This window comes from Actinocrinis sp., assembly GCF_035946395.1.
Taxonomy (GTDB): domain Bacteria; phylum Actinomycetota; class Actinomycetes; order Streptomycetales; family Catenulisporaceae; genus Actinocrinis.
In genome coordinates this window covers 40555-53968 of the sequence record NZ_DASYZI010000307.1, presented here as the reverse complement: position 1 = coordinate 53968, position 13414 = coordinate 40555, and the positions used below count along the sequence as shown (strand labels likewise).

At 70.0% G+C, this 13414-nt stretch carries 10 protein-coding genes; all 10 read right to left on the bottom strand.

The features are described 5' to 3' along the window. The gene (locus VGS97_RS18800) at positions 1-1377 is read right to left on the bottom strand and encodes an HNH endonuclease signature motif containing protein (RefSeq protein ID WP_326854884.1); all 1377 of its coding nucleotides are present in this window, start codon (positions 1375-1377) and stop codon (positions 1-3) included. Between the two features lie 202 nt (positions 1378-1579). Further along, on the bottom strand, positions 1580-2746 hold the full coding sequence (locus VGS97_RS18795) for a trypsin-like serine peptidase (protein ID WP_326854883.1): 1167 nt from the start codon (positions 2744-2746) through the stop codon (positions 1580-1582). 253 nt (positions 2747-2999) lie between these two features. After that, positions 3000-4001 carry an adenosyl-hopene transferase HpnH gene (gene hpnH, locus VGS97_RS18790; protein ID WP_326854882.1) on the bottom strand — a complete coding sequence of 334 codons (1002 nt, stop codon included), beginning with the start codon at positions 3999-4001 and terminating at the stop codon, positions 3000-3002. A gap of 5 nt (positions 4002-4006) precedes the next feature. Next, complete coding sequence (ispH, locus tag VGS97_RS18785; protein ID WP_326854881.1) at positions 4007-5707, bottom strand: 4-hydroxy-3-methylbut-2-enyl diphosphate reductase; 1701 nt, start codon at positions 5705-5707, stop codon at positions 4007-4009. Continuing rightward, positions 5704-7665: a squalene--hopene cyclase gene (gene shc, locus VGS97_RS18780; protein ID WP_326854880.1), complete on the bottom strand. Its 1962-nt coding sequence runs from the start codon at positions 7663-7665 to the stop codon at positions 5704-5706. Before shc ends, ispH begins: the two co-directional genes overlap by 4 nt. 23 nt (positions 7666-7688) lie before the next feature. After that, on the bottom strand, positions 7689-8702 hold the full coding sequence (locus tag VGS97_RS18775) for a polyprenyl synthetase family protein (RefSeq protein WP_326854879.1): 1014 nt from the start codon (positions 8700-8702) through the stop codon (positions 7689-7691). Then, the gene (hpnE, locus tag VGS97_RS18770; RefSeq protein WP_326854878.1) at positions 8702-10108 is read right to left on the bottom strand and encodes a hydroxysqualene dehydroxylase HpnE; all 1407 of its coding nucleotides are present in this window, start codon (positions 10106-10108) and stop codon (positions 8702-8704) included. The genes VGS97_RS18775 and hpnE overlap by 1 nt, the downstream gene beginning before the upstream one ends. Next, the gene (gene hpnD, locus VGS97_RS18765) at positions 10105-11004 is read right to left on the bottom strand and encodes a presqualene diphosphate synthase HpnD (protein WP_326854877.1); all 900 of its coding nucleotides are present in this window, start codon (positions 11002-11004) and stop codon (positions 10105-10107) included. Before hpnD ends, hpnE begins: the two co-directional genes overlap by 4 nt. 20 nt (positions 11005-11024) lie before the next feature. Further along, the gene (gene hpnC, locus VGS97_RS18760) at positions 11025-11990 is read right to left on the bottom strand and encodes a squalene synthase HpnC (protein ID WP_326854876.1); all 966 of its coding nucleotides are present in this window, start codon (positions 11988-11990) and stop codon (positions 11025-11027) included. Beyond that, on the bottom strand, positions 11987-13408 hold the full coding sequence (locus VGS97_RS18755; protein ID WP_326854875.1) for an aspartate aminotransferase family protein: 1422 nt from the start codon (positions 13406-13408) through the stop codon (positions 11987-11989). Before VGS97_RS18755 ends, hpnC begins: the two co-directional genes overlap by 4 nt. Positions 13409-13414 lie beyond the last annotated feature (6 nt).

Below are 13414 nucleotides of genomic sequence, written 5' to 3'. Positions count from 1 at the left end.
TCAGGCGGCGGCGACGGGGTAGCGGGTGGGTGTGGTGGTGTAGTCGCGTCCGGTGAGGTGTGAGGTCCAGGCGAGGGTGTCGTTGGTGCGGTTGAGTTTCCAGTGGTTGTGGGTTTTGTGGTTGTGGTGGCGGCGGCAAAGTGGTGTGAGGTTCTCGGGGGTGGTGGGTCCGCCCTGGTTGAAGGGTTGGTTGTGGTCGAGGTCGCAGCGGTCGGCGGGCATGTGGCAGTGCGGGAACACGCAGGTGGTGTGCTTGAGCTGGGTGAGGCGTTTGATGGCGGCGCGGGGTGTGTAGGTGCGGGGCGAGGCGTCCACGAGGGTGCCATCGGTGGAGGTGAGCAGGAAGCGCCATTGGGCGGTGTGGGCTGATGCGATGCGGCGGGTTTGTTCGGGGCAGAGCGGGCCGTAGCCGGTGAGGTGACCGGGCTCGTGGCTTAGCCCCAGGAGGGTTTCGATGCTCACCACGACATTGATGTGGGCGGGGGCGGCAGGCAGGGCGGAGAGTGTTGCGGGGCTCGGGTTGGCGCCGCTTGCGGCGTGGTGCAGGAGCGCGGGCAGGAGGTCGGCGCGGCGCTGGTCGAGGGTACGGGTGTCGGCGGGAGTGTTGTTGTTCTTGCGCTTCGCACCCTGGGCGAGGGTGGTGAGGGTGCGCATGGCCATCTGCGCCACATCGGCCGGTAGATAGAAGCTCAACGTGGCCATCCCGTCGTCTTCGGCGCGCAGTTCGACTCGGCGGCGAGCACGCTCGTGACGGTGACGATTCGCAGCGGCGTCCGGGTCGGCGCGCAGGACGGCGCGGCGAATGGCTTGACGGGTGACCGCGGCACTCTGGCCCGCCATCCGGGGTAGGACGCGGGTTTCGACGGCCCGGGCGGCCAGGTCGTCGAGGCCGGCGGTCAGTTGGGTCAGGGCGCGGGCTTGCTCGATGGAGACTTGGCCCTGGGAGAGTTGGTGCAGGGTGTCGGGGAACAGGCGGGTGAGGGCGTGGGCGTCGGCCAGCCGCGCCTGGGCGGTGGCGGGGGACCAGGCCAGGGCGGCACACAGCTCACTTTCCACCAGCCACAACCAACCGCCACCCCCACCCCTATCGCCACCGCCACCGGTTTCCGGCTCGTGACGGGCCAGGGCAGCCAGGCCACGCACCAACCCGGCATGCGCGTGACGCAACAGCCGCTCCCACGCGAGCACCGCATCCAGGCAACCAGCTGCCGAAAGATCATCGAACACCAGTTCGTCCAGCTGGCCGGCGCTGGGAGCCGCGTTGGCGAGCCGCACGGCCAAGGCATTCAGGTCCATAGTGGATGGGGAGGTAATCTCTGTCGTGTTCATGGTGGATCTCTTTGTCGTTTCGGTGCAGTTGGTAGCGTATTTGCTCATACTCCATTCTATAGAAGGTGGCAGACATGCGGCGTGGAAAATGGTAAGTCATATATTCGACTACGTGTTCGAGTTCATGTGTGCGTGAATGCATGTGCGAGGCGCTGTCTCGCTGCCTCAGTAACTGCGACTACCGCGATTGCTGCGATGACCGCGGCTACTATGACTACTACGACTACTGCGACTACCCCGATTACCCCGATTACCCTGCTGCCTCGGCCTGGCTGAACAGGTCGGCGACCGCGTTGCCGAAGTACATGCTGTACGAGATGTCTGGGGTGTCGCCGCCGGTTTCGTAGCCGCCTATCACGCCTACCACTGTGCCGCTGCCGCTCTGCGGGTCCACGTCGGCCATGAACGGCCCGCCGCTGGTGCCGTCCGGGAAACCGGGGCAGTCGAACTCCAACTGAGTGGGACTGAACTGCTTCGTGTCGTTGGTGCACGTGACCGGCTTGTCGGTGGTGCTCGGGTAGCCGACGACCTGCACCATTCCCGTATAGGACGGGCTTAGGCCGAGTTGGTTCGCGCCGACCTGGTCCTGGATTCGCTGGGCCGAACCGGGCTGGTGGACGACCAGGAACGCGACGTCGTAGTCGGGATCGCCGCTGTTGATCCACTGCTGTGGCACCAGGATCCTGGTCGGCGTCCAGATCCCATACGGCTGCTGGCCGTCGTGGTATCCGGGCACGAACGCGATGCTGCTGACGTATGCGCCCGACGAGGTGTCGTACACGCAGTGCGCCGCCGTGATGACGATGTCGCCGGACTGGCTGGACACGACGCTGCCGGTGCAGAAGTGCGAACCGGTCGTGCCGCTGGAGTAGTCGACTATCGCGCCGACCTGCGGTAACCCGGCGAACGTGGTTGCCGTCAGCGGGTTCGAGGCGGTCATCGCCGGTGCCGAGTCGGTCGGCGAGACCGGCCCGGCGGGTGGAGGTGCTGTCCCGTCTGCGCCATCCGCACTGTTCGCACCGTAAGCGCCATTCGCGCCATCAGCGCCGACGGCGCTGCCGATGGCACTCGGGCTGGGTGTGTGTGCTGTCGAGCCATCCGTGACTATGCCCGTGCCCGTACCGGTGCCTACGGGCGCGACCGCGGTGCCGGAGCTGGTTGGGCGTGGCCTCGCCTGCTGTGGCGTGAGCCCTCCGTCCGGGCCGAGCCGATACGCGACCGGCTGGCTGGCCAGCGACTGCGGGCCGGGCGCCGTAGCAGCGAGTGCGTTCGACGCGCTTTGGGCGCCGACGGCACGTTGCTCGACGACGAACGTGCCGATCGCGGCGACGGCCAGCGTACCGAGGCACGAGACAGCGGCAGCGAGTCGTCGCCGCCGCTGTCTGTGCCGTTGCGTGTCCGGGCCGGTTACGCGCATCGATCTCTCGTCATGCTGTGCATGCTGTGTTCAATGGCGGTTGTTCAGTAGCTGTACTCGTTCTATGGCTGTGCTCTATTGCTGTGTTCGGTCGCGATTCAGCTGCCAGCCAGCTGTGATTCAGCTGCGGTCCAGCCGTGGTTCAGTCGTGGTTCAGTCGTGTTTCGGGAAGCGAGCGCCTTCGACAGCCTAACCCGACGGTCAACCAATCCGACGGTCAACCAACCCGAAGGTCGACTAACCCGAGGGCTGACTAACTACGCATCGCGCGCAGCGACTCCTTCAGTGAAGCCGTCGTTGCCAGCACGGCGCTCGGCTCGTAGCCGCAGTGTGCCATGCAGTTGGCACAGCGCTCGTCCTTGCCCCGGCCGTAACTGTCCCAGTCAGTGGTCTCGACCAACTCGCGGTAGGTCTTCACGTACCCGTCGTTCATCAGGTAGCAGGGCCGCTGCCAGCCGAACAGCGAGTAGGACGGAATACCCCAGGCGGTGCACTCGAACTCCTGCTTGCCCTCAAGGAAGTCGAGGAACAGTGGCGAGTGGTTGAGCCGCCAGCGCTTGCGGTTGCCGTTGTCGAAGGCCTTCTTGAACAGCTCACGCGTCTGCGTCACGCCGAGGAAGTGCTCCTGGTCCGGCGCTTTCTCGTACGCATACGCCGGAGAGATCATCATCTTGTCGACCTTGAGCTCATCGTTCAAGTAGTTGAGCACGTCGATGACGGCCTGCGGCGAGTCGTTGTTGAAGAAGGTCGAGTTCGTGTTGACCTTGAAGCCCTTGGACTGGGCCAGTCTGATCGCCTCGACCGCGCCCTTGAAGCCGCCCTCCTTGTCCACCGCCTCGTCGTGCCGCTTCTCCAGGCCATCGATATGGACGACCCACGAGAAGTACGGTGAGGGCTTGAACTTGTGGATGTGCTTGGGCAGCAGCAGCGCGTTCGTGCACAGGAACACGTACTTCTTCCGCTTGATCAGCTGCCGGACGATCTCGTCCATCTGCGGGTGCATCAGCGGCTCGCCACCGGCGATGGACACCATCGGCGCGCCGGACTCCTCGATCGCCCCGATCGCCTGCTCCACCGGCATCCGCTGCTTCAGGACCGAGGCCGGGTGCTGGATCTTCCCGCAGCCGGGGCAGGCCAGATTGCAGGCGAACAGCGGTTCGAGCTCGACGATCAGCGGAAACTTCTTCACTCCCTTCAGCCGCTGCTTGAACAGGTACGCGCCGATCCGCGCGGACTGCCGCAGGGGAATGGACAAGACGATCAGCTCCCAGCGCTCACTTCAGGCCCGTTGACAACTCCGGTAACACCAGAAACTTCTGAAACTCCAGTATCAAGGTCCGCATCGACCTCGGAACGCGCGTCCGGGTCCGCGTTGCGCCGAGCGGCGGTCAGCGGCGGCATGGGCGGCAGGGCGAACTTGTAAGACTCCTCCACCCCGGGGGGCTCTTCCCGGTGCACCGGGCCGAGGCCGCTCAGCGCGTCGGCCACCTCGTCCACCAGCTTCGGCGGCGCGGAGGCCCCGGCGGTCAGCCCGACCGAGCGCGCCCCGACCAGCCAGGCCGGGTCGATCTCGTCCGCGCCGTCGATCAGGTACGCCGCCGCCCCCGCCCGCTCGGCCACCTCGACCAGCCGCTTGGAGTTCGACGAGTTCTGCGACCCGACCACCAGCACCACGTCCGTCTCGGCGGCGATGTCCCGGATGGCCCGCTGCCGATTCGTGGTGGCATAGCAGATGTCGGACGACGGCGGCTCGATGATGCCGGGGAAGGTGGCGCGCAGCGCGGTCACGATGTCCTGCGCCTCGTCCTCCGCCAGCGTGGTCTGCATGAGGTAGGCGAGCCTGGCCGGATCCTCGACTTCGAGTTCCTTCGCCTGTTTCGCGGTCTGCACCAGGTGGATGCGCGGGTTCACCGGGTCCGGGTCCTCGCCGAGCAGGCCCTCGGACTCGTCGTGGTTCGCGTGCCCGATGAAGACGACGGCGTTGCCGTCACGCAGCGCCCGGCGCGCCTCGGTGTGCACCTTGGCCACCAGCGGGCACGTCGCGTCTACCACCGCCAACCCGCGCCGCGCCGCGTCCTCACGCACCGCCGGGGCGACGCCGTGCGCGGAGAGCACGACCGGCACGCCGTCGGGCACCTCGTCGAGTTCCTCGACGAAGACCGCGCCGCGCCGCTCCAGATCCGCCACCACATACGCGTTGTGCACGATCTGCCGGCGCACGTAGACCGGCGCGCCGTAGCGCTCCAGCGCCTCCTCGACGATCTCGATGGCCCGCTCCACCCCCGCGCAGAACGAGCGCGGCGAGGCGAGCACGACCCGCCGCCCGCTGATCGCATCACTCCAGCGCTCCAGCGCCGGCACGATCCTGCTCAGCATCTGAATCGCGGCCCGCCCCCGCGACACGGTCGCCGGATGATACAAACCCGTCTCCGAGTCGTCCACGATCACCCGGACCACCGCGAACGGCCGGTTGGCCAGCGTGCCGAGCCAGGAGGACTCCAGATCCACCGCAGCGACACCCTCACTCGCCAGCACGCGCCGTCGCGAACCGAGCGCCAGCCGGTCGGTGGTCGCGATCGGCCCGAGGTGCACCTTCACCGGCGCCGAATTCGGGCCGGTCAGCTTCAACGCGCGCAGCGCGGCGGCCAGCAGCGGCGCGGCCGGGCTGCGCACGACCGAGCCCTCCGGCCCGCGCACCTCGGTGGCCACCACGATGTCGCCCGCGCGCACGTGCGGGGCCACGCCGCCCGCGACGCCGGCCACGATCAGCGCGTCGTCGTCGCGCGGCAGCACCCGCACGGCGTTGCGCGCGCGCTGCCCGACCCGCACCACCCGGACGTCGCGAGTGCCGGTCAGCCCCTTCTCCAGGGCGCGGGCCTCGATCGCGAGGGCGGCGGCGATGGTCAGCTTGGGCGGGCGCTCGTCCTGTGCGGGACCGTACGTCCCGGTTGCGGCGTTCACGGGGACTCCACGAGACGGTCGGCCAGGTAGCGGCCGAGCGCGGTCAGCGGGAAGACAAGCCGGTACAGGTGGTAGTTGATGTAGAAGTCGCCGGGGAAACCGGTCCCGGTGAACAGGTCCTCGTCCCAGGTTCCGTCGGCGCGCTGGGTGGCGGCCAGATACGACGCGCCTCGATCGGCGGCCTCCCGTACCGCCACCGACCTCGCGTGCTCACCCGGCTCCTGTGCTGCCAGCAGTGCGAGAAGCGCCCACGCGGTCTGTGAGGCGGTCGACTCGCCCCGGCCGATCCACGCGGGGTCCACGTACGAGCGCAGGTCCTCGCCCCAGCCGCCGTCCGGGTTCTGCCGGTCGATCAGCCACGCGGCGGCCCGGCGGATCGCCGGATGGTCGCGGGCCACGCCGATCTCGACCAGCGCCGGGACCGCCGCCCCGGTTCCGTAGACGTGGTTGGCGCCCCAGCGGCCGAACCAGGACCCGTCCTTCTCCTGATGCTCCAGCAGCCAGCGCACGCCGCGCAGCGCGCGCGGGTCGTCCGCCCGCCCGTCGAGAGCCATCGCCTCGACGATGTGCGCGGTGACGTCGGCCGACGGCGGGTCGATCACCGCACCGAAGTCGCAGAACGGCAGGTCATTGATAAGGTAGCGAGTGTTGTCGGCGTCGAACGCGGCCCAGCCGCCGTCCTTGCTCTGCATGCCGGCCATCCACCGCACGCCGCGGTCGATCGCGCCGCGCAGCGCGGCGAACCGCTCGGCCGTGGCCCCGGCCGCGGCCCGCCGCAACGCGATGACGACTTCCGCCGTGTCGTCGGTGTCCGGATAGCCGTCGTTGGCGAACTCGAAGGCCCACCCGCCCGGCGCCAGATCCGGGCGGCGCACCGCCCAATCGCCCTTGACCGTGATCTCCTCGGCCAGCAGCCAGTCAGCCGCCTTCACGATCGCCGGATGGTCACCCGGCACGCCCGCATCGGTAAGCGCGACCATGGCCAGCGCCGTGTCCCATACCGGCGACTGGCAGGCCTCAAGCCGCCGTACCGGTCCATCCGGGCTGTCCTCGTGCACGAGGAAGCCTTCGAGCCCGTCGAGCCCGGCACGGATGACCGGATGGTCGAGCTGATACCCCATCAGGTGCAGGGCCATGATCGAGTAGACCCACGGCGGCTGGATGCCGCCCCAGCCCCCGTCGGCTTCCTGCCGGGCGACGATCCAGGCAGCCGCGCGCCGCAGCGCGGCGTTACGCAGTGACTTGACGCGGTGTCGCTCATACCGGTGGAGCACCATGTCGGCGCGCTGGAAGAACCCTGCGGTGCTCAGCGCGGGCTCCAGCGGCGGATCGCCGGCCCCGGTGCGCAGCTCGTCGATGCCGATCGCGATCGGCCGCACCGGCCGGAAGTGCGCGACGACGGTCAGCGGGACCACGGTCTGGCGGGCCCAGCAGCCCCAGTCGTAGATGTTCAGTGGCACGCTCGGCGGCAGGAAGATCAGCTCCGGCGGCATCACCGGCAGCCGCTCCCAGTCCCAGAGCCCGAACAGCGCCAGCCAGATCCGGGTGAACACCCTGGCGCGCTCGACGCCGCCGTTCGCCTGAACCCACCCGACGGCGAGCTTCATGTGCGGCGCGTCCGCCGGGTCCCCGCACAGCTTCAGCGCGACGTACGCCTCGACCGTGGTGGACAGCTCGGGCGGGCCGCCGTGGAAGGCGGCCCAGGTACCGTCCTCCCGCTGCTGGGAGCGGATCCAGCGGGCCGCGGCCTCGCTCTGTTCGGGCGTGCGGATCCCCAGGAACTCGCGCAGCAGGAGGTCCTCGGCGTCCATCGTGACGTTGGTCGCCAGCTCTCCCTTCCACCACCCCGCCGGGTCCTGCAACGAGAGCAGGTGATCTCGTGCCCGGACGGCGGCGTGGCGGATGGCCGGTCCGGGCTGGGCGCCCGCCGTCAGGGGCCGATCCGCGATTGCCGTCATGTGGGTCCTCCTCGTGCCCGCCCCTACCACTCCCGGGACAGTAGAAACCTGGTCACTTCGGTCAGGTCGCCGAAGGCCGCGGCATCGGGCGCCAAGCGGTCCAGCCGGGCCAGCGCCTCCGAGGTGTGCACGTCGGCGCGTTCCCGGGCCCAGGCACGGCCGCCCGACTCCTCGACGAGCTTGGCGGCCAGCGCCACGTCCTCCTCGGACAACTCGCCGGGCGCGGCCAGCAGCGCGCCGAGCCGTTCACCCTCCCGGGTGCCGGAGGCCAGCGCGGCCACCACCGGGGCGGAGCGCTTGCGGGCCCGCAGGTCCGCGGCCACCGGCTTACCGGTGCGGTCCTGCTCGCCCCAGATCCCGAGCAGGTCGTCGACCATCTGGAAGGCCATGCCCAGGTGGTGACCGTACTCGGCCAGCAAGTCGGTCTTGGCTCGCGCGTCCTGACCCAGCGCGTCGCCGTACCAGGCGATGGCGCCGAGCGAGGCGGAGGCGGACAGCAGCGAGGCGGTCTTGCCCGCCTCCATCTCCAGGCACTGGTCGAGGGTGACGTCCTGACGGTCCGCCAGATACAGGTCGTCGGACTGGCCGGCGATCAGCACCTGCACCGAGCGGGCCAGCGCGTCCAGCGCGGCCGCGGCGCCGTGCCGGGCCAGCAGCTCGAAGGCCAGGGTGTGCAGTGCGCAGCCGGCCAGCAGCGCCTGGTCCGTGCCGTAGACCGTCCATGCCGTCGGCCGGTGCCGCCGGGTGCGGTCCTTGTCCATGATGTCGTCGTGCAGCAGGGAGAAGTTGTGGATGAACTCGACCGCACAGGCCGCGTCGACCACCGCCGGCTCGTCGCCGGACGCGCCGACCGCCCGCGCCCCGAGCACCGCGAGTGCGGGGCGCACCGCCTTGCCCGAGCCCGCGCCGTCGTCCCAGCCGAAATGGAACCGGGAGATCTCGCGCATCTTCGGGTGCAGCCCGTCGACGTACCCCCGCAGCGCCGGGTCGACGAGCCCTTTCATCGCGGCCAGAACATGCGGAGCCTGTGCGCCCATCAGCCCTCTCCAGTCGTCTGATCAACAACCAGCCTGGCAGCGTTGATACCGCTGCGCACCGCGCTTTCCATCGTGTCCGGCCAGCCCGTGGCGGTCCAAGCGCCCGCGAGGTAGACCCCTGGCACGGCCGTGCGCGGGCCGGGGCGCAGCGCCGCCGAGCCGCGCTCCTGGCGGAAGGTGGCGTGCTGCTCGCGGGTGACGAAGATCTCTTCCACCCGGGCGTCCCGGGCCTTGGGCAGCAGTCGGCCGAGCTCCGCCTCGAACAGCACGGCCAAGTCCCGGGTCGGCGTGTCAGCCAACTCGTCCGCGGCCGAAACGGTGATCGCCAGGTAGCTGCCCGGCGGTCCGCCGACGCCGCTGGCCGCCGTCCGGTCGAAGATCCACTGCGCGGGCGAGTCCACCGCGGCGAGGAACGGCTCGTCCATGACCGGCCGGTCGTAGCGCACGTGGATGTTGAGAATCGGGCTGTGCCCGAGCCGCGAGAAGCCCGTCGGGTGCGGCTGCGGCAGCAGCGTCGCAGCTGCATCGTGGGGGACCGCGAGAATGACCGCATCCGCATTAAGCCGCGTCCGTTGCCCGGAGCGGTCGGTCACCGTGACCGAAAGGTCATTGCCGGCCGCCAGCGGCTCGACCTTCGTGGAGTCGAGCACCGTCACACCCGCCGCGCCGAGGGCCTTGCGGGCGAGTTCGTCGTGGATCTGCCCGAGCGGCACCTTCGCGTAGCCGAGGTCCGAGCCGTCGGCGTGCTCCAGCAGCCCGGTGCGGAACACCTTGGCGGCCAGCGCGAGTGACGCGTCGTCAGCGTTGATGTTCAGCGTCGCGGTGGAGATGACCGACCAGAGCCGATCGACCGCGGCCTTCGACTGCCCGTGTTTGCGCAGGAACGGTCCGAATCCCTGCTGATCCACGTCCGGATCGGCCGGATCGGTGAAGCGCAGCGCCAGCGCCGGACCGGCGAGCCTGGCCCGGTCGCGCAGCGGCAGCAGGCGGTAGCCGCCGAGCGACAGGGCAAGGTGCAGCGGCGCCGGCATCCGGTTGCGCCGTAGCCGGGTGGTGGTCGCGTCGACGGCCGACTTGAGCGGGATGTCCAGCTTCTGCTGAAGGTGCGTCAGGCCGGTCTCCGGCCCGGCTCCGAGGCGGGCGAGCAGCCCGCGGTACGCGGTGCAGCAGCGCAGGAAGACGTGCTGCCCGTTGTCCACGGTCAGCTCGCCGCGCCGGTACGACGTCGCGCGCCCGCCGAGCCGCGGGCGTGCCTCGGCCAGCGTCACGGCCCAGCCGCGTTCGGCGAGCACGAGCGCCGTGGTGATCCCGGCCAGCCCGCCGCCGACCACCACCGCGTGCCGTCCCACGCCGTCCCGCGGGCCGGCCGGCAGGCTGTCGAAGGTCATCTCGTCCTTAGCGGTCATGAGCGCGGCGCCGGCAGCAGGAGCGCGCCGAGCGCGACGGACAGTTTCTGTGGCGTGGGCACCGAGACCCGGCTGGAGAGCACCGCCTCGGGTTCGGCCGCGATCCGCCGCAGCAGGGCGTGGTAGATCCCGGACAGCGCGCCGCAGCAGGCACGCGAGCGCCGGTCCAGCAGCGGCAGCAGGCCGAGCCCTTCGGCGTACAACTTCTCGGCGCGGTCGGTCTCGTCCCGGATCAGCGCGGCCAGCCGCCCGCCCTGCGGATCGAGGTTCCCCTCGGCGTCCAGCACGAGCTCGCAGCCGTGCGCTTCCAGGTCCTCGCGCGGCAGGTAGATCCGGCCGTTCGTCAGGTCCTCGCGCAGGTCCCGCAGGATGTTGGTCAGTTGCAGCGCCAAACCGAGGGTGTCGGCCAGTGCGTTTGGAGCGTCCGGGTCGGTGTGCAGCGAGGGCGGATTGAACACGCCGAGCGAGAGTCGTCCGATCGAGCCGGCCACGCAGCGGCAGTACACCGCGAGCTCGTTCCAGGTCCGGTAGACGGTGTCCCGCTGGTCCATCTCGCAGCCGTCGACCAGTTCGCCGAACGCGTCGAGGTCCAGTGGGTAACGCGTGGCGGAGTCGGCCAGGGCGACCAGCACCGGATCCGTCGGGTAGTCGCCCGGCGCGGCGGCTTGCTTGCGCGTCTCGTCGAGTGCTGCGGACTTCTCGTCCAACGACAGGTCGCCGTCGCCGATGTCGTCCACACGTCGGGCGAACGCGTACACCGCCGACAGCGCGTGCCGCTTGGGCTTGGGCAGCAGGCGGATGCCATAGGAGAAGTTGCGCGCCTCGGTGCCGACGATGCGTTCGCAGGCCGCGTACGCTTCGGCGATGTCCGGGGGCGGGTTCTGATCGCTCGTCACGTGATCAACCTAATCCGCTGTCAGCGCCGTCGGCCCAGGAAGACACCCGCGGCCGCGCGCAGCGTTGCGCCGGTCGTGGGCTTGGGCGTGGCGGCCAGTACGTCGTAGTCGGCGCGGCGCAGCGCGGCGAGCGTCGCCCGGCCGCCGGCCACGTAACCGATCACCGCGGGCTTGGCCCAGCCGCGCAGCCGTTTGGTCAGCGGCACGCCGCGGCCGACCAGCACCGCGGCCCGGCCCGCCTCCCAGCGCAGCAGCGCTTTGAGATCTTCGTCGGCGTGTCCTCCCGCCAGGTCGCGCTCGGTCACCCCGAACGCGGTCAGGTCCTCGCGCGGCAGGTAGATCCGCCCGGCCCGGTAGTCCTCGGCGACGTCCTGCAAGTGCTCGATGACCTGTAGGCCGGTGCACACCGCGTCCGAGTCGGCGATGTTCTGCTCGGTGGCCTGCCCGGCGATGTAAAGCACCACCCGGCCAACCGGATCCGCCGACAGTTTGCAGTAGGAGACCAGCTCCGCGAACGTGGCGTACCGCGGCTTGTGCTGGTCCATCAGATTCGCGGCGACCAGGTTGTGGAAGGGATCGATCGGGACACGTGCGGTGAGGCGGGCGAGCCCGCGCACCGGCTCCAGCAGCGGCGTCGCCCCGGAGGCGAGGCGGTCGAGGTCGGCGTCCACGTCGTGCAGCGCGGCTATCCGGTCCCCGGCGTACTCGTCGCCGAGGTCGTCCACGTACCGGGCGAAGGTGTAGAACGCGCCCAGGTCCTCCCGGACCCGCCGCGGCAGGACGCGCAGCGCCACCGGGAAGTTCTCGGCCTGCTCCTTCGCCGCGATCACGGCCCGGTCCGGGTCGCGCACAGCGTCCGGAACCGGGTTTTTGGGGGCGGTGTCCTCAAGGGCGGTGTTCTGCGCGACCGCGCTCTCCTCGACTGCGCTCTGCGTCATGTCCTCGCCGCCCTTCTCTCCGTCGTCTGCCGCCGCTTCGCCGTTCACCGCCGCTGGAGCGCCTGCTTGACCAGCGTGCGCCCGAAGTCCCACATCAGCCCGGTGCCGCGGTGCGCGTCCCGCATCACGTCGTCGAAGGCCTCGATGAAGCGGTCCACCTCGGTCTCGGTGATGTTCAACGGCGGGAGCAGCTTGATCACGTCCATGTGGTCCCCGGCCACCTGGGTCAGGATCCGGTGCCGCTGGAACAGCGGGACCACCACCATCTGCGCGAACAGCCCGCGCCGGGCGGCCTGGAGGGTGCTCCAGCCGGCCTTGAGCTTGAGCGAGGATGGCTTGCCGAATTCGAACCCGATCATCAGCCCCCGGCCGCGCACCTCGGTCAGCAGCTCGTAGCGCTCGATCCGCTCGGCCAGCCGCGCTTGCAGCAGGCCGCCGATCCGCTCGGCGTTCGCCACCAGCTTCTCGTCCTCGACGACCTGGAGCGCGGCCAGTCCGGCGGCCATCGCCATCGCGTTGGAGCCGAAGGTGGAGTCGTGCACCAGCACCCGGTCCATCGAGGAGTAGACCTTCTCGAAGATCCAGCCCTTGGCCAGCGTCGCGCCGACCGGCACGAAGCCCCCGGACAGCGCCTTGGCCACGGTCACGATATCCGGCTCGACGCCCTCCTCGTGTTCGTAGGCGAAGAACTTGCCGGTACGCCCGATGCCGGTCTGCACCTCGTCGCAGATCAGCAGCGCTCCGTGCGCGCGCAGCCGCTCCTGCGCCGCCTTGAGCCAGCCCGGCGGCGGGATGTTGACGCCCTTGCCCTGGATCGGTTCGAGCAGCAGCCCGGCGACGTCGCCGCGGGCCAGTTCGCGCTCCAGCGCGTCCAGGTCGCCGAGCGGTACGACGGTGTCCGGCAGCAGCGGGTCGAAGCCCTGGCGGAACTCGGCCGCGCCGTTGACCGACAGCGAGCCGGTGGTCAGGCCGTGGAACGCGTGGTCGCAGTAGAGGATCCGGGTGCGGCCGGTGGCGTAACGGGCGAACTTGAGCGCCGCCTCCACCGCCTCGGTGCCGCTGTTGCCGAAGTACACCCGGTCCAGGTGCGGGGCGTGGGCCAGCAGCCGCTGCGCGAGCAGCCCGGCCAGCAGCGGCGAGTCGAACTGGATCAGGTCGGCCAGTTGCGCGTCGAGCACTTGGTGCAGCGCGGCGCGGATCGCGGGATGGTTGCGCCCCGCGGCGAAGACCCCGAAGCCGGAGAGGAAGTCGAGGTACTCGTTGCCGTCCTGGTCGTAGAAGTAGGCGCCCTCGGCGCGCACGTAGGTACGGTCGAACCCGATCGTGTGCAGCATCCGCGGCAGCTGCGGGTTGAGCATCCGGGCCTGGAGGTCGTGCGCCTGTCCGGTGTGCTCACGGATCAGCCCGGCCAGGTCCAGCCCGCCGGAGTCCTCGACCGGCCCGCCGCTCTCGATGACACTGCCCATAGACGT

Bases quoted from the DNA above. Each gene is read 5' to 3' on its own strand.
- VGS97_RS18800 (WP_326854884.1), bottom strand. From the start codon at position 1,377: ATGAGCAAATACGCTACCAACTGCACCGAAACGACAAAGAGATCCACC.
- VGS97_RS18795 (WP_326854883.1), bottom strand. From the start codon at position 2,746: ATGCGCGTAACCGGCCCGGACACGCAACGGCACAGACAGCGGCGGCGA.
- shc (WP_326854880.1), bottom strand. From the start codon at position 7,665: ATGACGGCAATCGCGGATCGGCCCCTGACGGCGGGCGCCCAGCCCGGA.
- VGS97_RS18775 (WP_326854879.1), bottom strand. From the start codon at position 8,702: ATGGGCGCACAGGCTCCGCATGTTCTGGCCGCGATGAAAGGGCTCGTC.
- hpnE (WP_326854878.1), bottom strand. From the start codon at position 10,108: ATGACCGCTAAGGACGAGATGACCTTCGACAGCCTGCCGGCCGGCCCG.
- VGS97_RS18755 (WP_326854875.1), bottom strand. From the start codon at position 13,408: ATGGGCAGTGTCATCGAGAGCGGCGGGCCGGTCGAGGACTCCGGCGGG.